Raw genomic sequence first — 20,515 nt, 5'->3', positions numbered from 1 at the left:
GAGAGCCGGTCCATGGCTTTTAAAGCCACCGTTGCCGAAAGGTTGAGTCTGCGGATTCTCTTCGGCGACCCGTGGGCGCAAAGCGACGCCTTTCTTCGAGGAGGAAGATTTCATGACGACGAATCCAACAGCCTTTCCGGCTGATTTTTTTGCGGATCGGGTGGTGCTCATTACCGGCGGCGCATCAGGCATTGGCAAGGCCGTTGCCGAAAAGCTCATCGCGCTCAAGGCCAGGGTCGTGCTTTGGGATGTGAACGGCGCTCGTCTGCAGGAAATGGCGGACAAACATGGCGAGCAGGTTCTGACGGCCATTGTGGATGTCTCCGACAAGGCCGCGGTTGATCGCGCGGCGCACGATATCACCACGAAATGGGGGGGCATCGACCACCTGGTCAACAATGCGGGCATTATCGGCCAGCGCATGACCGTGAAGGAATTCGATGCTGATGAGCTGGACCGCGTGCTGGCCGTCAATCTGAAAAGCGTGTTCTACGTTTCCAGCGCTTTCCTCAACAATCAGGGCAAGAAGCCGAATAAATCGGTTGTCGGCCTGTCCTCCATCGCCGGTCGTACTGGCGGCATGGTCGGTAATATCGCCTATGCGACGACCAAGGGAGCAATCGCTTCCTACACCTACGCGTTTGCCAAGGAGCTCGCGCCGGAAATCCGCGTCAATGCACTGGCGCCCGGCGTGATTGACACGGAAATCCAGAAGGATGTTTTTGCCGATCCTGCCAATATCGCCAAAATGGCTGACCTCATTCCATTGAAGCGGCTTGGAACTGCCGATGAAGTTGCAGACGCGGCCATCTGGCTGCTGTCGCCGGGAGCGGCCTATATTACAGGCGTCGTGCTTGACGTTTCGGGCGGGCGATAAGGAGACGACGATGACGCAGGCAAAGGCCCTGAAAAACCTCATCGAAACCGGTCGCATCATTCAGGCGCCGGGTGCGCCCGATCCGCTAACCGCCCGCCTTGTGCAGCAGGCAGGGTTTCCGGCCATCTACATGACCGGGTTCGGTGCGACGGCAAGCCGCCTCGGCACGCCCGATCTGGGTCTCCTCACGCAGACCGAAATGACAACCCATGCGCGGGATATGACCCGCGTGGTGGATATTCCGGTCATCGCCGATGCCGATACGGGTTACGGCGGCCCGGCCAATATCGTGCGCACGGTGGAGGAATATATCCAGTCCGGCGTCGCTGCCATTCATCTGGAAGACCAGATGGCGCCGAAACGCTGCGGCCAGCTTGCCGGTATCCGGCTGATTCCGTCGGAAGAAAATGTGCGTCGCCTCAAATGCGCGATTGCGGCGCGCGCCGACAAGGACTTGCTCCTGATCGCCCGCACCGACGCCATGCCTGCGGCTGGAGCGGAAGAGGCGATCCGTCGCGCGAAAATGTATCAGGATACGGGTGTCGATCTTGTCTTTGTCGATGGCATCAAGACTATTGCGGAAGTCGAAGCCGTCGCCCGCAACGTCGAAGGACCGAAGGTCGTCAGCATTGTCGACGGCAACGAAACCGTGGCTTTGACGGCCACCGACCTCGAACAGATGGGCTTCAACGTCGTGTTCTATGCGCTTTCAACGCTGTTCTCGGCGGTCAAGGCAGTGAGCGATACGCTGTCAGTTCTCAAGCGTGACGGTACGCCGAAAGCCCGCGCCAGCAATATGATTACGTATCAGCAATATTGCGACATCGTGGACCTGAAAAAGTTTCAGGATCTCGATGAGGAATATGGCTGGTCATAATCGGACTAGCCGAGGCAGGCGGCGACGCCTGCCTTTTCAGGCACTAAGCTTCTTCGCCTGAATGCGCGGCGATGCTCTTTCGACCGTGATTTCATAATGGTCGCCTTGCGTTACCTCAGCGATACGGCTTGGACGAAACGCAACTGTATTGATGCCGCCTTCGTGGCGCAGGCTGTCGAACAGAATTCCGAACTCGCCGCCCTTGCGCATTTCTTCGCCGAACTTCTGTGAAGCGGCGTAATCTGTCGGATCATAGACGGCAGGTAATGTTGCCTGCTCGCCGCATATATCGACGAAATCCTCTTCCAGCTTCGCCGCATAGACCCGAAATGTACGGGCCAGACCGTCCTGCTGCGTCGCAACGGTTTCGCGACGCATGTGGTGCGCAACCTCGACGACGGACGTGGTCAACCGCGCCGCCGCATACCAGGCGCCAAGCTCAGGACCGTTGAAGCGCATGCCGCCCGGCGCCACATGCAGAAACGTCGCCATGACGATGCTGGAATTGGGCCTGCCGAACACCCATTCCTCGCGTGGAAGGCGCTGCAATCGTTCACTCAGAAGACGATCGTTCGTCCAGCCTGCCAGTTCCATCACCGCTTCCAGATCGGCAGCGGTAGCAACGGTATCAAAAAGACCAATCGGCGGAAAACGCGACGGGATCAGACGATAGCTTGGTTGTGGAGCAGGATTGCGCCTCACGAGAACACCACGTCTTCATCCCGATAAGGCCGGAACGCGCGATCCAGTTCGTTCGGCTCCATGTAAAGGCCGCCACGCGCCGCATCCAGAAACCGGCGAACCGTCAGCAAGCCATCCTGCAAACCGCTCGTTATCAGGTTCAACGGCGGATGACCGCCGAAGACGCCGGACTGATTGGGCGTATGCAGCCAGCGGATACCAGCTTTCTCATCTGGATAAAGCACGCCCAGCGCCTGATGAATGCCCAGCACAGCGGACAAGCGCATCAACACGTCCACATCCAGCGTGATTTCGCGATGCTCGCGCACCGCCTTCACCCAATTGTAATAGGTTGATCTTGAAGGCAGTCCCAGCACCATAAGCCGCTGCTGCTCGTCCAGCCCCCAGAGATCGGCAATAGCAAGAAAGGTGCGCAGGCCCGGTCCGCTCAACCGCTTGCGCGAATGCGGAGAAAAGCGGGCCGCATCGAGAATATCCGGTCCCTTGCCTATCATTGACTTCAACACCGCATTGCTTCTGGCCATGATTGCCTCCGATCGTCCAGATCAGAATATAGTCCAAATTTGGACTTTTGCAACCTGACGGTGTTTCAGCCGGTAAGACACGCTTTATTCGGCGGCGATAAGAGGCGTTTCGGCAGCCACGTCCGGCATTGTATCGAAATGGACCGGACACAGCGAGACATAGCCGTTGCGAATGTCCAGCACATGCGAATAGACATTCTGGCCGTTTTCAAGCCGCGGCAGCTTGTCCTCATGCATGATGCTGATGACGATGGCTTGCGGGCAGCGGGTCTTCAGCGCCTCATGGAACCGCATCTTGGAAGCCGGATCGAGGGCACCGGTTGCTTCGTCGAGGAAGATAATCGACGGCTTGTGCAAGAGAATGCGCGCCAGCACCATCTTCTGCTTCTGGCCTCCAGAAAGAACCATGTCCCAAGGCGTGCCATCGGCATCGGCGTCATTCATGCGCTCGATGAATTCGCCCAACCCCGCCTCGTGCAGCACAGCAGCAACAGCCAAGTCACTGAACAGGTTCTCATCGGCGGGCAGGCTGACAAGCTGCTTCAAGGAGACGGAGGGGAACTTGGCCTCCTGGGTCGCATAAAACGAGGTGGCATTCTGCGGATAGATGATATCGCCGGTGCCATATGGCCACAGGCCATTCAGCGCCTTTACGAAGGAAGTTTTGCCCGAACCGGATTCACCGCGCATATAGACCCAGTCGCCTGAACGAATATTGATCACGCCAGAGCGCAGGAACGGTGCTTCGCTGTCCGGTCCCTGCATGAGGGTGAGATTGCGTACCGACAGGCCGAAACGCGGATGCTGTTCGGCAAAAGCGAAGCGATTGATACCGGAGCGGCTGTAAAATTCCGTCGGATCCTGAACATTCTCGATGGCCTGCGCGAGGCCGATCACGCGGCCCGCATTGGCGCGCAGATTGGCAATTGCCGGCATGACCTGAATAAACCACGAGCAGTCATTGATCATCGCAGCGACGAGTTCCGCGCCCGTCACATAGTTACGGAAACTGACGGAGCCGCTCATATAAGGCAGAAGGCCCGGAATATAGGCAACGATACGGTTCGACAGAAAACCATAGGCTTGCGAGAAGGCGAGATAGGCAGCGTCGAAACGGTTAAGCCGGTTCCAAGTGCCATCGACATCCTTGTAGAGACGATCATTGACCGACCGCTGGACGGCTTCACCGCCGGATGCAGAAATCTGGAAACTGCGCCGCAGCAGCGTCGTCCACTCGCCACGATAGGAACCTTCGGCCTTCTGGATGCCGAGATTGAGGCGCTCCAGGCGTTTGCCGATCTTGATCGCGACCAGCGTTCCGAGCGGGACATAGATCACGATTGCAGCAAAGGCCAGAACGGCGCTGCCATAGCTTCCGAGGAAATCCAGTCCCTCTACGTGGGTGGACATTTCAATCAGCTTCTGGCCAATGAAGAAAGCAGACAGGAACACACCAACAATGCCCATGACGAGGCCGATGGCGCCGCCGGTCATGCCCTTGATCGATTCCTGCAGGCGCTGATCGATATTGTCCGGCTGATCCTTGCCCCTGCCCTGTTGCAGATGGAAATGCGTATGCTTGCCGTTCAAAAGCGCAGTGGAGAACTGGTCGTTCAGCCATTTGCGCCATTTACGGTGCAGCGTGGTGGACAGGAAATGGCGGGAACCGACCAGCATTACGTCCTTTGCCAGCATCAGCAGAACAAGAACGCCTGCATTGGCGGCAATGGTTATGAGAGGATGCTGAACAGGCGCAGTGTTGACGTTAACAATAGAATTCATCAGCAGGCCCGAAGCCTCGGCCACCCATACCGTGGTCTTGCTCACGAAGGCCGTCATCAGGAAGATTGCGATGGTGAGAGCCCAGGCTTCCTTCCAGCGGTCGGAAACCCAATAGGCGCGCATCAGCCCCCAGAACGACGTCATGTCAGCCACGGCAGACCTCCCCCTTGCCTGCAAGGATTGCTGTCTGGCCTGCCGGTTTTTGCTCAATCCACACCTCATTCAACATCAAGAAATGTAACGCTATGTTACATATTGCAACAAACTGTGGTTAACGAAATGTTAATAGTCAACACAAAAGCGGAGCACTAACCCGTGATCATAGGGGGCGCATATCAGCAACGAGCTGAAATCGTTAGGCTATCGGAAACCTAATTATTTTGGATGAAGCACGTGTTTTGCATCGGAAATTCGACATTTCCGGGAATCATCGCCGATGATTCGAGCAAATCAGCCCTACTAGGTTGCAAGATAGGTCTGCAGACGCGGCACCACAAAATCAAGAAAAACACGAACCCGTTGCGGCAGTCGCGCACCGCCAAGAAACACGGCGTGTACTTCCTCTATGTCGTTCTCCACCGCCTCGGCCAGAACCTCCACCAATGCGCCAGAGGCGAGGTCGTTCCGCGCATGATAATCGCCGATCCGGGCGAGCCCCAGCCCCGCGACTGCCATGCGCCGGACCGTCTCCCCATTATTGGCCAGCAGCGAACCGTAGACCGCGCGATCCACGATGCGACCGCTTTCCTTCAGCGGCCAGACGGGTGCAGCGCGGCGAAAATTGAAACCGATGCAATTGTGATCGGCAAGATCGTCTATAGTCAACGGCGTCCCGCAACGTTCCAGATAGGCGGGGGCCGCCACGATCTTGCGACGGGCCGTACCAAGCTTGCGCGCCATCATGCTGGAATTGGGCAAGGTGCCGATGCGGAAAGCCACGTCGGTGCGGTCAAGATAAAGGTCAACCAGCTCATCCGACAGGGACAGGTCAATCACGATATTCGGATAGGCCGACAGAAATTCCGGCAACAAAGGCTCCAGCGCCAGCGTGCCCAATGCCACAGAAGCGTTGACGCGCACAGTGCCACCAGTGCTTGCCGAACCTTGTGAAAGCTCGCGTTCGACTTCCTCGAAATCGCGCAGCAGTCCCTGACTGCGCTCATAATAAATCTGCCCCTCGGTTGTCAGCGACAAGCGCCGCGACGAGCGCTCCAGAAGCCGGACGCCGAGCCTTGCTTCGATACGGGATATGAGCTTGCTGATGGTCGAAGGGTTCATGCGCAAGAGGCGGGCAGCTTCGGAAAAGCTGCCCGCTTCCACAACCCGCAGAAAGACCTGCATTTCGCCAACGCGATTGTCCATCGCCCGCTCCACCTGTGAAACTGTTTCACAGATAATGTGGATTCCCAGCGGATTTTCAAGCCCGCGCGACTGTCCTATTTCTGCATCACGAGATCGAACCTGACCGAAGATTATCCGGAACAGGATCAGAATCCATAAATTGACGGCCCGAAGCATGAGCCTCCCAAGCTCGCGCAACTGACGCGAAAACGCCGAGGGCCAATCGACAGGAGATGATATGAAAATCGTAAACGCACACGGTGCGTCTATACCCGCGCTCGGCTTCGGTGTTTTCCGCATGACGGATGCGGAAGTGGAAAGCGTCATCCCGGCTGCGCTGGAAGCGGGTTTCCGCCATTTTGATACGGCCCAGATCTATCAAAATGAGGCTGCCCTCGGTCGTGCTCTTGAGAAGGCAGGCGCGCAACGCAAAGACCTGTTTCTCACCACAAAAGTCTGGGTCGATAATTACAGCCCGGAAAAGTTCAGTGCATCCGTGGATGAAAGCCTCGACAAACTGAAAGTAGATCAGGTTGACCTCCTGCTCCTGCATTGGCCTGCCGACAAGGTGGCGATTGCTGATCAGATCGACATGCTCAACGCAGTGCAAACGGCAGGCAAGACGCGCTTCATTGGCGTGAGCAATCAGAATGTCGCGCAGATGAAAGAGTCTATTCTTCGCAGTGCAGCACCCATCGTCACCAACCAAATCGAAGTCCATCCTTATCTCTACCAGAATGCCGTAGCAGAGGCCGCAAAGGCATTAGGCATTGCCATCACCGCCTATTACGGCATGGCTGATGGCGCAGTGCCGCGCGACCCCATCTTGCAGGCCATTGGCGCCCGATACGGCAAGACTGCCGCTCAGGTGGGTCTACGCTGGCTGATTGAACGCGGCTTCATCGCACTTTCCAAGACAGCCAAGCCCGAGCGTGTCGCTGAAAACTTCGACATATTCGACTTTGAGCTCAGCGTAGAAGACATGACGGCAATCTCCAAACTCGCTGGCCCCAATGGACGACTGGTCAGCCCCGAAGGTCTGACCCCGGTCTGGGACAAATAACGGAGGCTATGATGAGCACGATGACGTCTCACGACAGCGCAACGAAGACGGCCGGTTTCAACTGGCCGCTTCTGGCGCTTGCAATCGGTGCGTTTGGTATTGGCACTACGGAATTTGCACCTATGGGTCTGCTGCCGGTCATTGCCGACGGCATTGACGTTTCCATTCCGACGGCCGGTCTTCTGGTCAGCGCCTATGCCATCGGCGTCATGGTCGGCGCACCGATCATGACACTTGCCTTCGGACGGTTCGGCAAACGCACGGCACTGATGCTGCTGATGAGCATTTTCACACTCGGCAACATCCTGTCGGCTCTCGCACCGGATTACTGGACGCTGCTTGCAGCGCGTCTGGTAACGAGCCTCAATCACGGTGCGTTTTTCGGGCTTGGCTCCATTGTTGCAGCCAGCGTCGTGCCTCCTGAAAAGCGGGCAAGCGCCGTTGCCACCATGTTCATGGGTCTGACGATTGCGAATATTGGCGGCGTCCCGGCTGCGACCTGGATTGGCCAGCAGATCGGCTGGCGCATGTCGTTCGCCGGTACTGCTGTTCTGGGTCTGCTCGCCATCGCGGCGCTCTGGCTTTCGCTGCCGCGTGGCGAGGCAGGCAAGATGCCCGACATCCGTCGTGAGCTCGGCGTCCTGATGCGCCCGACCGTGCTGATGTCGCTCGCAACGACCGTCATGGGCGCTGGTGCCATGTTCACGCTCTACACCTATGTAGCGCCTGTACTGGCCGACCTTACAAGCGCTTCGGAAGGTTTCGTGACGCTGGCGCTCATTCTTATCGGCGTGGGCTTCACTATCGGCAACGCGCTCGGCGGACGCCTCGCAGACTGGTCGCTCAATGGTGCTACGCGGATATTTCTTGCAGCGCTTGCCATCATCAGTCTGGCACTGCCGTTCCTGCTGGGAAGCCATATCGGTGCGGCAATCGGCCTGCTCGCCTGGGGTGCGGCAGCTTTCGCCATCGTTCCTCCGGTTCAGACCCGCGTGATGCAGGCTGCATCGGAAGCACCGGGGCTGGCATCGTCGATCAATATCGGCGCGTTCAACCTCGGCAATGCGGTGGGCGCGGCCCTTGGCGGCGGCGTCATCAGCGCAGGCTATGGCTATGCAGCCATTCCCGTCGCAGGCGGCCTTCTGGCAGCGGCAGGATTGTTGTTCACACTGTCTCGCCGCCCGAAAACAGCGCTGGCTCCATCAGCCTGCTAATCCAACGTTCTCCTGAAGCGCAGAAGCGCCAGCGACGCAAACAGGAACACGAAGAATATGAGGGCGTTCACTTCTCCGGCAATGTCGGAGAGGTGGGCGCCCTTAAGCATGACAGCACGGACGATCCGCAGAAAATGCGTCAGCGGAAAAATCTCGCCCAGCGCCTGCGCCCAATCGGGCATACCCCGAAACGGGAACATGAAACCGGACAACATCAGCGATGGCAGGAAGAAGAAGAAGGTAAGCTGCATGGCCTGCATCTGCGTGCGCGACGCCGTCGAGATCGTATAGCCGAGCAGGACCAGCGACAAGACGAAGATCAGCACGCAGGTCAAAAGCAGCGCCAGCGAACCGACAAAGGGCACCCCGAACAAAAGCTTGGCCGCGACCAGCACGACCACGACCTGCACGCCACCGACGACAAGAAATGGCAGAACCTTCCCCAACATGATTTCGGCGGGCGTTGCGGGCATCGCAAGCAGGTTTTCCATCGTGCCCCGTTCTGTCTCGCGGGTCAGCGCCATAGCCGTCATCATCACCATGGTCATCTGCAGGATTACACCCAGAAGACCAGGGACGATGTTGTATTGCGATACGCCTTCCGGGTTGTAACGGCGATGCACGATGACCTGGAGCTGGCTTCGCGCAGCATCTGAAGCTTCAGCCTGCTTGCCCTGTTCACGCAGGAGCGCCTGACTTGCGACCGTTCCAAGCGTGGAAATCGCACCGCTTGCCACCGACGGGTCCGTCGCATCGGCCTCGATCAGGATCTGCGGCTGTTCGCCTGCATCGACACGTCTTGCAAAATCCGACGGTATCGTCACCACGAAGGAAACGGTGCCGTTGGCAATCAAGGCCTCGGCTTCTGCGGCACTTTGCACGACGTGGTCGAAACGATAATAGCCTGTGGTTTCCAGCGCGGAAATCATGGCACGCGTATAATGATCCTGACTGGTCACGACCAGTGCGCTCGGCAGGCTTTTTGGATCATTATTGATGGCAAAGCCGAAGAGCAGCAGCTGCATCAATGGAACGACCAACATCATGGCGAAGGTGATGCGATCGCGCCGCATCTGGATAAATTCCTTCACCAGCATCGCGCCAAGACGTTCGAACGAGAACCAGCCGCTCATGGTTTGCCGCTCCCGGAGTTCCTGTCCTTGGACATATTATCCTGCGCATTGGCCATGAACTGGATAAACACGTCCTCAAGACTGGTTTCGCCCACCTCGACTGTGGTCCCCTCGCGATGCCTGATCTTCTCCAGAGCCGCCTCAAGCTTCGCCCTGTTGGACCCCACGACATGCAGCGTCGCACCAAAAGGCGCAACCTGCTCGACACCCGGTTCACCTTCCAGTTCATGTGCTACTTCGCCAAGTCGCGGGCCATTGACGATGAAGGTCGTCAGCCCCGCCTTCTCGATGACATCCCGGACGGTCCCGGTGGCCAGAAGCTTGCCATAGGAAATATAGCTGATGCGGTGGCAGCGCTCGGCTTCGTCCATGTAATGGGTCGAGACGAGTACGGTCAGTCCACCATCGGCCAGACGATGTATCTCGTCCCAGAAGTCGCGCCGTGCCTTCGGATCGACCCCAGCGGTCGGTTCATCCAGCAGCAGGAGCCTGGGCTTGTGCATGATACAGGCTGCCAGTGCCAGCCGTTGTTTCCAGCCACCGGAAAGCGTGCCCGCCAACTGATCCCCACGCGAGGTCAGTCCCAGCTCCTCAAGTGTCCGTGCCACGTGCTCCTTCACCGGCTTCAACCGGTAGAGACGCGCAACAAATTCAAGGTTTTCGGCAATGGTCAGGTCTTCATAGAATGAAAAACGCTGCGTCATGTAACCGACTTCGCGCTTGATCTTCAGTCCTTCGGTACGAAGATCGAAACCCAGCACCTTCCCTTCGCCCTCGTCGGGCGTCAGCAGCCCGCACATCATGCGGATCGTGGTCGTCTTGCCCGAACCATTCGGCCCCAGAAAGCCGACAATCTCGCCCTCGGCCACCGACATGCTTACATGATCGACGACCGTAGCGTCACCGAAGCGCTTGACGAGACCTTTGACATCGATAGCGTTCGACATTGCCACCTCCGCCTATCGGGCAGCCAGATCGACATCCACGATCTGACCGGGCTGCAGAGGCGATGCGGGATCGACCGGATGCGCCTCGACGAGATAGACAAGCTTCTGGCGCGTTTCAAGCGAGTAGATGACGGGCGGTGTGAACTCGGGATCGGGCGAAACATAGCTCACACGCGCTTGCAGGCCAGGCGCGCAACCATCGCAGCGCACGGACAGAATATCGCCCACCCGCACCGCCGAAAACTTGTCTTCCGGAATATAGACCTTCAGCTTGACCGCACCGTCCGGCAACATGGTCAGCACCGGTGCGGACGGACCCGCAATATCGCCCGGATTACGGATGACATCGGTGATCCGGCCCGGTGCGGGTGCTTCAATCGTTCGCTTGGTCAGATGCCAGCGTGCGGAATCTAGCTGCGCTTCGGCGCTCTTGACGGCATTTTCCGCCGCCTTGATCTCTTCCGGGCGCGCGGGCAAGCGACCAACCGCCAGATTGGCTGTGGCCTGATTGATCGAGGCCTGAGCCACTTCCACCTTGGTGGCCGCGTCGTCAAGCTGTGCCTGCGTCATCACCCCGCGTTTCGTCAGGTCCTGCGTACGCAAAAGAGTTCTCTGGGCATCGTCTGCCTGTGCCTTTGCTGTCCTGACGGCCGCATCCAGAACTGCAATTTCATCGGGACGCTTGCCAACCTGCAAATCCGCCAGTTGCGCGCGGGCCTGCGCCAGCGCCGCGTCGGCCTGCGCAACGGCGATCTTTGCATCCGCATCTTCCGTCTTTGCTATCGGCTTGCCCGGTTCGACGCGATCACCACGCCTGACGGCAACGGACTGAACCTGCGCCACTTCCAGCGGTGCAAGCTGCACGAATTCACCCTCAACATAACCAACAGCAAGAGGCTGCGCGCTGCATGCGGCGAAAAGGTAGGACGCAAAAGGAACCATACAGAGAATGCTCATGCCAACACCTCGCCGTTTTTGGCGGCGTCCTTCGCTGCAAGAATAGCCATGAGATTCTGGCGTGCGATTGCCGCAACAGCCGCCGCCTCTTCCGAACCCATTGTGGACCAGCCCATGCGCCGTTTCACCGCCTCCCGGCCAATGCGGAAATAAACAACCTGCCCAAGCAGGGTGAAGACGAGAAGCCGCGTAGCCTCGCTCTCGGCAGGTTCGCCCGTCGCGACTTCCCAGATGGCGCACAGCCTTTTGTGCATTGGCTCGAAAACACCGGAATAGATACGATCGAGCGCCGCCGTCGGATGCGCCAGCTCACGCAAAAGGAACTGGACGATCTCGCCGGATTGCGGTTGTGCGACAATGAAATACGTCATCCGCTCCAGCGCCAGACCAAGCTGCTGACGGGCCGTTTCCTTCGTTTCGGCAGGTGCACTGATCACACCGTGGTGCCCGAGCGCCTGCCCCGCAATGCCCTGTATCGTTTCGACAATATAGTCTGCCGCCGCCAGCCGCAGCCCTTCCTTGCCGCCGAAATGGTAGGCAATGGAACCGATATTCGCCTTGGCCATCCCGGCAATCTCGCGGGTCGATGTGGCGTCAAAGCCCTTCGAACCAAACAGTTGCAAGGCCGCATGGATCAGCGCCATCCGCGTCTGATCGACCGAAGGTGACGGAGGCTCTTGTCCTGCATGTTTCGTTTTGCTCATATCATGATTTAATCAATCGATTGATTAAATGTCAAGCATAACAGAACCCAAAGCGCCGATCTTGGATCAGCACCTTGGATCCTACTGAAAATTATAGACGTCGTTCAGCCTCGTCTTCCAACATGCCGACCGACAGCAATCGGTGTCGGCATCTCGCGGTGTGTGTGAGAAAGCCCCTCCAATACGGCCAGAATTTCGGTCTTCGCAGCGACCGCCTTGCCCGCCTTGCTGTCGACATGAAGCAACATCTGCTCGGCGCTGGCAATCTCCGTATCGCCACGCCGGAGGCTGTGAAAGACATGTGCGCGCTTCTCGTCGAAGGAGAGCAACTGCGTTTCGACATGCAGCGCATCGCCTGCCTTGGCCTCGCCGCGATGCATGATATGGGTTTCGACCGTGTAGTAGCTGTGACCGGATTTCAGATAGGCTTCGTCCACACCGATATGCGCCAGAAACCTGTCCGTCGTCTGGCCAAATACATCAAGATAACGATGCTCGGTCATATGTCCGTTATAGTCGATCCATTCCGGGATGACGCGCGCATCCAGTAGGCGCAATGGACCGGAACCTGCCTTGGAAGAACCCGCAGCCGCATCGAGCCGTGCTGTATAGGCGTTGAGAAGCGCGCCTGCGCCCCAACCCTTGCCATTTTGCTGATGCGCCAGAGCGCGAATGATCGCGACCAGATTTTCGTCACGAATCCGCTCCAGATCGCGAATTGAAAGCCCTTCATTTTGCGCGTCCGACTGGTCCGCGATGCGGTTGATGAGGCTGTCATCGAGATCGGGCACATCTGTCAGCTTCGTCCATGGCCATTGCAACGCAGGCCCGAACTGGGCCAGGAAGTGCCGCATGCCTGCCGGACCACCGGCAATGCGATAGGTCTGGAACAGCCCCATCTGCGCCCAGCGAAGCCCGAACGAATAGCGGATGATATTGTCGATCTGCTCGACCGTGGCGATACCGTCACGCACGAGCCACAATGCCTCGCGCCACAGCGCTTCCAGCAGGCGGTCCCCCACGAAAGCATCGATCTCCTTTTCGAGCACGACCGGCTCCATTCCGGTCTGGCGGTAGAGCGCGGACGCACTTTCGATTGTCGATACGGAAGTCTTGCCTCCCGGCACCAGTTCAACCAGCGGCAACAGGTAAACGGGATTGTAGGGATGCGCGATCAAGAGGCGCTCCGGATGCCGTAACCCAGCCTGCAACTTGCTTGGAAGAAAACCGGAGGTGGACGAGGCGATCAGTGCATCGTCTGCACAAGCGGCTTCAATCTCCGCCAGAACGGCAAGTTTCAGGTCGAGACGCTCGGGCACGCTTTCCTGAACAAGCACCGCGCCTGCCACCGCCTCCGCCAGCGAAGAGGAAAACGACAATTGCCCCTCCTGCGGAAGACGCACAGTGGTCAGCGCTGCCAGCGCCTTGCGCGCATTATCGAGAATGTGTTCGGTCGTCGCCTTTGCATCGGGCGACGGATCGTAAACAGCAACGTCGAAACCGTTCAGCAGAAAGCGTGCGGCCCAGCCGCTGCCGATGACACCGCTGCCAATGCAGGCAATCTTGGGAGAATGGCTATTCATGGATTTCACCAACGCTTTGTAAGCTTGAGTTTTTCGCGGACTTCAGCAGGCGTCAGAACCTTCGTTCCCATATTGACGGCGATGGCTTTGGCCCGTTCGACCAGATCGCCATTCGACGCCAGAACGCCCTTGTCGAGCCAGATATTGTCTTCGAGACCCACACGGATATTGCCACCCGCCAGCACGGCAAGGGCCGCATAAGGCAACTGATTACGGCCAATGGAGAACGCCGAGAAAATCCAGTTATCCGGCAGGTTGTGGAGGATGGATACCAGCGTCGCCAGATCGTCCGGCGCGCCCCATGGAATACCCATGCACAGCTGCACCAGAACCGGGTCATCAAGCAGGCCCTGCTGTTGCAACCATTGGGCGAGCGGCAGATGGCCGGTGTCGAAAATCTCGATCTCCGGGCGCACGCCAAGCCGCTGTATCTGCCCGGCCATTTCCCTGAGCATGGCGGGCGTGTTGGTCATCACATAATCGCCTTCACCGAAATTCATCGTGCCGCAATCCAGCGTGCAGATTTCCGGCAAGAGTTCAGCGACATGGGCAAGCCGTTCCGTTGCGCCCGCCATATCGGTCTTGGCGGCATCGGGCGGCAGCGGCGCTTCTGCCGACCCAAAGACCAGATCGCCGCCGACACCTGCCGTCAGATTCAGCACGATATCGACACCGGACGCCCGGATGTGGTCCACAACCTCGCGGAAAAGCTCCAGCTTGCGCGATGGTTCACCCGTTTCCGGATCGCGCACATGAATATGCGCGACAGCGGCACCCGCTTCGGCACTCTCAATGGCCGCATCCGCGATCTGGCGCGGCGTGATCGGCACCTTGTTCGAGCGGTGCGTGGTGGCTCCGGCACCGGTGACGGCGGCGGTGATGAATATTTCGCGGGCGGGCTTTAAAGGCATGATCGTTTCCCTCAATTTTCGCCGAGCTTGACAGGTCACGAAATGCCGGGATTATCATTTTACGAAATCTATTTGGCGAAGAGCGAAACGTATGATCTTTGAGCCCTCCGACGAAGAACTGAGCGTTACCTTGCTGGTCCTGCCGGATTGTTCGCTTATGTCATTGGCTGCAACGCTGGACCCCATGCGCGGCGCCAACCGCGTGACGGGCCGCTCGCTTTATCGCTGGCGGGTGGTGTCGCCGGATGGCAGCGATCCCGTCACATCCAGCGGCCTCAAAGTTGCGGCCAATGGCCGTTTCGAGGCTGGCGCGCAGGATATTCTTATTATCGTCAGCGCTTTTCACGCGCTGGAACATGCGACGCCGAAGCTTCTCGCCATGCTGCGCCAGGCGGCCAAGCAATCGAAACTCGTCGTGGGTGTGGAAGCCGGGTCATGGGTGCTGGCAAAGGCAGGATTGCTGAACGGACGTAAGACAACAACGCACTGGGAAGACATGGAAGCATTCTCGCAGCGCTTCCCGGAAGTCGAAATGCAATCGGATCGTTGGGTGCGGGATGGAGCTTTTCTGACAACCGGAGGCGCGGCACCGGCGCTTGACATGATGCTGGCGCTCATTCGCGCCCGCCACGGCTATTCCATCGCGCTGGATGTGGCGAGCCTCTACATCTACGACGAGGTGAAACAGGCTTCCGATGCGCAGCCGCTGGTATCCCTTGGCCGTTTGCTTAACCGCGAACCACGACTGGCAGATGCCATAAAAATCATGGAAACCCATATCGACCGCCCGATCCCCGTGTCGAGCATAGCCCGAAGACTTGGGCTTTCAACGCGCAGCCTTGAATTGCTGTTCGCCAATGTGATCGGGCAGTCACCGGGCAATTACTACCTGTCGCTTCGGCTGAAAGCGGCCCGGCGGCTGATCCTCGATACGCATCTCTCCATGGCGGATACAGCGGAACAGACCGGCTTTTCGTCGATCAGTTCGCTGTCGCGCGCCTTCAAGCGACATTTCGGTCAATCGCCGAGCAAGCTGCGGCAATAGCGGACGGGTTTCTTACAGATCAAGCCCCGACTTCACCTCTGCGAGCGCGGGCTTGCCGTCGAAAGTGGTCACGCCGTCAAGCCACGCATCAAGCTGCGCCGGGTTGTCCTTGATCCATTTCGTCACGGCGTCCTTGGCTTCTATGCTGTCGTTCAGGATCATGTTCATCATCGTGCTTTCCATCTCCGTGCTGAACTTCAGGTTCGACAGAAAGCGCGAGACATTGGGGCAATCCGCTGCATAGCCCTTGCGGGTCAATGTTTCGACGGTCGCGGCACCGTCATCCGGTCCGAACAGGTTTTCGCCATTTTCCAGATAGGTGAGCTTATAGCGAATATTCATCGGATGCGGCGTCCACGCGAAAAACACAACGGGCTCATCCTTGCGCACCGCGTTTTGAACCTGCGAAAGCATGGCCTGCTCGCTCGATTCCGCGAGCTGGAAATCCTTCAGGCCAAACTTGTCCTTCTCGACCATCGACTGGATCGTGGCGTTGGCGCTGCTGCCAGCCTCAATACCGTAGATCTTGCCGCCAAGCTGATCCTTGAACTTCGCGATATCAGCGTAGTTCTTGATGCCGAGATCCTTGCCTGTTGCTGCAAGACCAATCTTGGCGCCTTCGAGATTGACGCCAGCCTGCTCGACCTTCTTTCCTTCGATATAGGGTTTGCGCGCTTCTTCCTGAAGCGGCATCCAGTTGCCGAGGAAAATATCGATCTGTCCATTTTCCAGAGACTGGAAGGTGACCGGCACGGAAAGAATGGTTGTCTGCGGCTCATACCCGGCTTTCTCAAGCAGCAAAGAAGCGAGTGCTGTCGTCGCAGTAATGTCGGTCCAGCCGACATCGGAGAATTTGGGTGCCTTGCAGTTTGCGCCTTCAGCGGCATGCGCCTGCACGCTGGCAAGGCTGGCGACGCTTGCTGCAAGCAAAAGAACGATGCGTTTCATTATCTTCTCCCCTTTGTTTTTATTGAGAGCAACATGATAGGGGAAACAGGAAACGCCTGTTCGCAATATACGCAATCATCTTTGCGTTTTGCGCAACCTTTGACCATTGATCAGTCGGGTCGATTTCTGAAAGCTGCGCAAAACCGGGGCGAAATTTATTTGCCACCGCCATATTGCACGTCGCTGACATGCTCCATCCAGTCGACGACTTTGCCGTCGAGCTGTTCCTGAATGGCTATATGGGTCATGGCATTGCTCGCGGATGCGCCGTGCCAGTGCTTCTCGCCCGGTTCGAACCAGACCACATCGCCGGGCCGGATTTCCTCAATCGGTCCGCCTTCGCGCTGCACAAGGCCAAGCCCGGCGGTCACGATCAAGGTCTGGCCAAGCGGATGCGTGTGCCATGCAGTGCGTGCGCCGGGCTCAAACGTCACGGTCGCAGCCGCAGCCCGCCGGACATTATTGGGAGAAAACAGCGGATCGATACGGACAGTGCCGGTAAACCAGTCGGCAGGGCCTTTCCCCGAAGGATCAGTTCCGTTGCGCTTGATATCCATGAGGCGTTTCCTTTCCTGTTCACAACGCAACATAGATCAACTTCACGGACTGTTCAGCGCCTTTTGGCGGGGTCCCGCTGCAAAATCACGTTATGCCGTTTCTCAAGCTCTGTGTTGACCGCTTCGATTTCCTGCGCCTTGCGCGCATCGTCCCAGCCAAGCTCCCGCGCCAGAATATCGGCGATTGCAGCAAGATTGCCGGTCGTCAGCGCCCCGTCGATTGCAAGTGTGGTGCGCCGCAAAACGACGTCCGCCAGATGCACGACAAGCTCGTTGCGTGCGATCCATGCGATTTCCGTCGCGCTGACCGTGTCGGTTTCAGGCAGCATCGCGACCGTTACTTCTGCTTCCTCTCGGAGGATCGGCAGGGCCGTGCTGCCATAGCGCTTCAACAATGTCTCAACCCGTGCGGCGGACAACTTTGTTTCGGTGGCATATTTCGTCACCCAAGCCTTGCGGGCGCGATCATCGGACGGATAGTCCCTGCCGCCGCCTATAGGGAGGTTGCGCGTTGAAACCTGCCGCGTCTTGTCGAACCGGCCCAGAACCTTGTCGGCCACTTCCTCGGCAAAGCCGCGGAATGTGGTCCACTTGCCGCCAACAAGCGAAATGATCGCGAATGGCCGTTCGTTATCCGGCTCGATGACGGGCGCGGAATGATCGCGACTGATCAAACCCGGTTCGGAAGCATTGGAAGCCGGAAGCGGACGAATGCCGCTATAAGTGTAGACGATTTGGCTGCGGTCGAATTTGAGCTTCGGCAGCAGCGAACGCAGGCTGTCGATGAAATAGTCGGTTTCAGGATCGTCGCAGCGCACATTGTCGGGATCGTCCGATGGAATATCGGTGGAACCCACCAGCGCCAGACCGTGATAGTCGTAGACAAGGCAGATGCGTCCGTCATCCGCCTCGAAATAGATCATTCGTCCGTTCAGGCTCTTCACCAGTTCGGGGTGATCGACAAGAATATGCGAGCCCTTGGTGCCGCCGATCATCTTGGTCGGCTTGCCAAGCGCAGCATTGACCCGGTCGATCCATGGCCCAGCCGCGTTGATGACCAGCTTCGGCCTGACCGCGAATTTCACACCACCCGGCCCTTCAAAGCCGATAAGGCCGTTCTCGGCGGAAACCAGCGTCGTGAAATTGGCGGCAGCGCTTTTCGAATTGGCGTGCAGTCCGTCGCTGACAAGTTCATAGACCAGACGTTCCGGCTGGCTGACCTTCGCATCATGATAGATGCCGCCCGCCACGATTGCGGGCGTGATATAGGGCATTTCCTTCGTCGCCGCCTCCTTCAGCAGAAAACGGTGACGCGGCATAACGCGCTCGCGCGCACCAAAATAATCGTAAAGCGCCAGACCGATCTTGATCAGCGCGGCGCCACGGCTGCGCGGCGCGGTCGTCGAGCCAAATAGGGTACGCAACGCCGCCGTAATACCCTTGGTCCATGAGAAGACAGGAATGAAAGTCGGCAGCGGCTCGACATTGTGCGGCGCATTTTTCAAAAGCAGATTACGTTCCAGTGTGGACTGGGCCACAAGCCCGAACTCACCGGTTTCCAGATATTTGAGGCCGCCATGGATAAGCCGCGACGGCGCAGCACTTGTGCCTGAACCGAAATCCGCCTTGTCGACGATGAGACAGCTCACGCCCTGCTCGCAAAGATCGCGATAGAGGCCCGCTCCGTTGACACCAGCGCCAAGGATGAGCACATCCACGCCCTCGGCTTCCAGTTGTCCGATGCGGCTTTTCATTCCGGCCTTGCCTGCGAAGTCATTCATCTTACTGTCTTTATGTCTGTGGCGCATCGCGCCTTGTCCTTCAATCCGCAAGAGCTTCGATCTTTGGCCAGACCGGCCCAAGCGCAGATGCGATCTCCTTGAAAAGCTGATAGCGCTTTTCATAAAGCGCGCTTCGCGCTGCATCCGGTTCATAGGTGCGGCCTATGGCGTCGAGATCGCGCGGGTCGCTGTAGACATTGGCAAAGACACCTGCGCCCTTGCCAGCGCAAAGGGCAGCCCCCCAGGCGGCGGCCTCGTCCGTATCCGTAACGGTAACGGGCATGCCGAGCACATTGGCAAACATCTGCGCGAAAGCCGGGCTACGCGACACGCCGCCGGTGAGGCGCGCAGCGGAGATTGCAAACCCGTCCTTCAGGTGATCAACATGGATGCGATGATTGAAGGCAATGCCTTCCCAGATTGCGCGCAGCATATCGCCCCGATCCTGCCAGCCGCGCAGACCGAAAAACGCACCGCTCGCCATCGCCCCATAGGGCGAGCCGAAGAGATAGGGATGGAACATCGCCGTCGAAGGCTTCGCCAATGCCGTATCGATTTCCGGGCGCAGCATGTCGTGGATGGAACGCCCTGTTTCCTCTGCCTCGCGCCGTTCTGCCGGGCAGAGCTTGTCGAGGAACCAGTCGTAATTGGCCGTCGACGCCGGCGAGATCGACATATTGTTCCATTCGCCCGGCGCAATACCATTGCGGCAGAACCAGCTTTTGTCGACACGCGGTTCGGAAGATAATGTTTCGTTGATGGAATAGGTCCCGGCCACCACGGCAACGGTCCCGATGCCAAGCCCGCCGACGCCAAGCGCTGAAGCGGTGACATCGTGCAAGCCACCGACAACCGGTGTTCCGGCAACGAGGCCTGTACGTTGTGCGCATTCGACAGAAACGCTACCCACGATTTCATCGGAACGCGACATGGGTGGTAATGCGTCCCAAAGCGCATCCAGCCCGAAAAGAGCGAGCGCTTCTTTCGAATATTCCTGCGTGTTGACATCGGTGAAGGAGGTCGAGGCTTCGGTGCGATCCGTGCCGACATCGCCGGTCAGGCAAAAGCGCAGCCAGTCCTTGCAGGCGATCACATGCACGATGCGGCCAAAGCGTTCCGGTTCGTTTTCCTTCACCCATGCCAGAATGGCGGATGGTGCCGATGCATGGGGAAGCTGGCCGGTGATGGTTATGGCCTGCTCTGCAACGGGGCTATTGACCCAACGCTCCGCAACATCAACGGCGCGGCTGTCGAGAGACAATATGCCTGCGCCAAGCGGACGGCGATCCTTGTCGAGCATATAGATGCCATCACCATGCGCTGTGGTGGCAATGGCCAGAATGTCGGACGCAGGTCGCCCGCCTTTAGCGATGGCTTCGGCAATAGCATCCGCCGTTGCAGTCCAGAATTCATCCATGTCGCGTTCGACATGGCGGGCGCGCGGAAAGGATTGCGCCACGCGGCGGCGGGCAATGGCAAGGGTGGTTCCGTCAATATCGAACAGTACGGCTTTGGTGACGGTCAGTCCGCTGTCGATTCCGAGCAGAGAGGGCATGTATCGTATTCCTG

General features: G+C 58.3%; 20 protein-coding genes. 6 read left to right on the top strand and 14 right to left on the bottom strand.

Annotation, left to right across the window (positions count from 1 at the left end):
* The first annotated feature begins 12 nt into the window (after nt 1-12).
* From HWX93_RS23150 to HWX93_RS07315, 3 genes are read left to right on the top strand one after another with little or no spacing between them, the layout of a single operon-like run.
* Nucleotides 13-144 carry a hypothetical protein gene (locus tag HWX93_RS23150; protein ID WP_268904577.1) on the top strand — a complete coding sequence of 44 codons (132 nt, stop codon included), beginning with the start codon at nt 13-15 and terminating at the stop codon, nt 142-144.
* On the top strand, nt 113-877 hold the full coding sequence (locus tag HWX93_RS07320) for an SDR family NAD(P)-dependent oxidoreductase (RefSeq protein ID WP_176036989.1): 765 nt from the start codon (nt 113-115) through the stop codon (nt 875-877). Before HWX93_RS23150 ends, HWX93_RS07320 begins: the two co-directional genes overlap by 32 nt.
* A 10-nt stretch (nt 878-887) precedes the next feature.
* Nucleotides 888-1,754, top strand: a complete 867-nt coding sequence (locus tag HWX93_RS07315) for an isocitrate lyase/PEP mutase family protein (RefSeq protein ID WP_176036988.1) — start codon at nt 888-890, stop codon at nt 1,752-1,754.
* Between the two features lie 36 nt (nt 1,755-1,790).
* Here HWX93_RS07315 and HWX93_RS07310 read toward each other — a convergent pair whose 3' ends face one another.
* From HWX93_RS07310 to HWX93_RS07295, 4 genes are all read right to left on the bottom strand, one after another.
* The gene (locus HWX93_RS07310; RefSeq protein WP_109986748.1) at nt 1,791-2,456 is read right to left on the bottom strand and encodes an RES family NAD+ phosphorylase; all 666 of its coding nucleotides are present in this window, start codon (nt 2,454-2,456) and stop codon (nt 1,791-1,793) included.
* Entirely contained in the window at nt 2,453-2,980 is a 528-nt protein-coding gene (locus HWX93_RS07305) for an MbcA/ParS/Xre antitoxin family protein (RefSeq protein ID WP_176036987.1), read from the bottom strand. Before HWX93_RS07305 ends, HWX93_RS07310 begins: the two co-directional genes overlap by 4 nt.
* A gap of 84 nt (nt 2,981-3,064) precedes the next feature.
* Nucleotides 3,065-4,915, bottom strand: a complete 1,851-nt coding sequence (locus tag HWX93_RS07300) for an ABC transporter ATP-binding protein/permease (RefSeq protein ID WP_176036986.1) — start codon at nt 4,913-4,915, stop codon at nt 3,065-3,067.
* A 306-nt stretch (nt 4,916-5,221) separates the two neighbouring features.
* Entirely contained in the window at nt 5,222-6,124 is a 903-nt protein-coding gene (locus HWX93_RS07295) for a LysR family transcriptional regulator (RefSeq protein ID WP_176036985.1), read from the bottom strand.
* 217 nt (nt 6,125-6,341) lie between these two features.
* Between HWX93_RS07295 and HWX93_RS07290 the strand changes: the two genes are divergently transcribed.
* Nucleotides 6,342-7,166: an aldo/keto reductase gene (locus HWX93_RS07290; RefSeq protein WP_176036984.1), complete on the top strand. Its 825-nt coding sequence runs from the start codon at nt 6,342-6,344 to the stop codon at nt 7,164-7,166.
* 11 nt (nt 7,167-7,177) lie between these two features.
* Nucleotides 7,178-8,380, top strand: a complete 1,203-nt coding sequence (locus tag HWX93_RS07285; protein ID WP_109986744.1) for an MFS transporter — start codon at nt 7,178-7,180, stop codon at nt 8,378-8,380.
* On the opposite strand, the gene HWX93_RS07280 is transcribed toward HWX93_RS07285, so the two are convergent.
* From HWX93_RS07280 to HWX93_RS07255, 6 genes are all read right to left on the bottom strand, one after another.
* Nucleotides 8,377-9,513 carry an ABC transporter permease gene (locus HWX93_RS07280; RefSeq protein ID WP_176036983.1) on the bottom strand — a complete coding sequence of 379 codons (1,137 nt, stop codon included), beginning with the start codon at nt 9,511-9,513 and terminating at the stop codon, nt 8,377-8,379. The genes HWX93_RS07285 and HWX93_RS07280 overlap by 4 nt on opposite strands.
* The gene (locus tag HWX93_RS07275) at nt 9,510-10,460 is read right to left on the bottom strand and encodes an ABC transporter ATP-binding protein (RefSeq protein ID WP_109986742.1); all 951 of its coding nucleotides are present in this window, start codon (nt 10,458-10,460) and stop codon (nt 9,510-9,512) included. Before HWX93_RS07275 ends, HWX93_RS07280 begins: the two co-directional genes overlap by 4 nt.
* A 12-nt stretch (nt 10,461-10,472) precedes the next feature.
* Nucleotides 10,473-11,417 (bottom strand): HlyD family secretion protein, encoded by a 945-nt coding sequence (locus HWX93_RS07270; RefSeq protein WP_176036982.1) that lies wholly within the window; start codon nt 11,415-11,417, stop codon nt 10,473-10,475.
* Nucleotides 11,414-12,121, bottom strand: a complete 708-nt coding sequence (locus HWX93_RS07265; RefSeq protein ID WP_176036981.1) for a DUF1956 domain-containing protein — start codon at nt 12,119-12,121, stop codon at nt 11,414-11,416. The genes HWX93_RS07270 and HWX93_RS07265 overlap by 4 nt, the downstream gene beginning before the upstream one ends.
* Nucleotides 12,122-12,225: 104 nt before the next feature.
* Entirely contained in the window at nt 12,226-13,704 is a 1,479-nt protein-coding gene (locus HWX93_RS07260; RefSeq protein WP_109986739.1) for a carnitine 3-dehydrogenase, read from the bottom strand.
* Nucleotides 13,705-13,709: 5 nt separating this feature from the next.
* Nucleotides 13,710-14,615 carry a 3-keto-5-aminohexanoate cleavage protein gene (locus HWX93_RS07255; RefSeq protein ID WP_104755611.1) on the bottom strand — a complete coding sequence of 302 codons (906 nt, stop codon included), beginning with the start codon at nt 14,613-14,615 and terminating at the stop codon, nt 13,710-13,712.
* 91 nt (nt 14,616-14,706) lie between these two features.
* On the opposite strand from HWX93_RS07255, the gene HWX93_RS07250 reads away from it, so the two are divergent.
* The gene (locus HWX93_RS07250; protein WP_109986738.1) at nt 14,707-15,660 is read left to right on the top strand and encodes a GlxA family transcriptional regulator; all 954 of its coding nucleotides are present in this window, start codon (nt 14,707-14,709) and stop codon (nt 15,658-15,660) included.
* A gap of 12 nt (nt 15,661-15,672) precedes the next feature.
* Here HWX93_RS07250 and choX read toward each other — a convergent pair whose 3' ends face one another.
* The 4 genes from choX to HWX93_RS07230 all read right to left on the bottom strand — a co-directional run bounded on the left by choX (nt 15,673) and on the right by HWX93_RS07230 (nt 20,501).
* A complete protein-coding gene (choX, locus tag HWX93_RS07245) occupies nt 15,673-16,608 on the bottom strand; it encodes a choline ABC transporter substrate-binding protein (RefSeq protein ID WP_176036980.1) in 936 nt (311 codons plus the stop codon).
* Nucleotides 16,609-16,763: 155 nt separating this feature from the next.
* A complete protein-coding gene (locus tag HWX93_RS07240; RefSeq protein WP_109986736.1) occupies nt 16,764-17,165 on the bottom strand; it encodes a cupin domain-containing protein in 402 nt (133 codons plus the stop codon).
* A gap of 53 nt (nt 17,166-17,218) precedes the next feature.
* Nucleotides 17,219-18,946 carry a glycerol-3-phosphate dehydrogenase/oxidase gene (locus HWX93_RS07235; protein WP_176036979.1) on the bottom strand — a complete coding sequence of 576 codons (1,728 nt, stop codon included), beginning with the start codon at nt 18,944-18,946 and terminating at the stop codon, nt 17,219-17,221.
* Between the two features lie 40 nt (nt 18,947-18,986).
* Nucleotides 18,987-20,501, bottom strand: a complete 1,515-nt coding sequence (locus tag HWX93_RS07230) for an FGGY-family carbohydrate kinase (protein WP_176036978.1) — start codon at nt 20,499-20,501, stop codon at nt 18,987-18,989.
* Between the last annotated feature and the right edge of the window lie 14 nt (nt 20,502-20,515).

The organism is Brucella tritici (assembly GCF_902825325.1).
Classification (GTDB): domain Bacteria; phylum Pseudomonadota; class Alphaproteobacteria; order Rhizobiales; family Rhizobiaceae; genus Brucella.
This window is presented reverse-complemented; position numbering and strand designations above follow the sequence as displayed.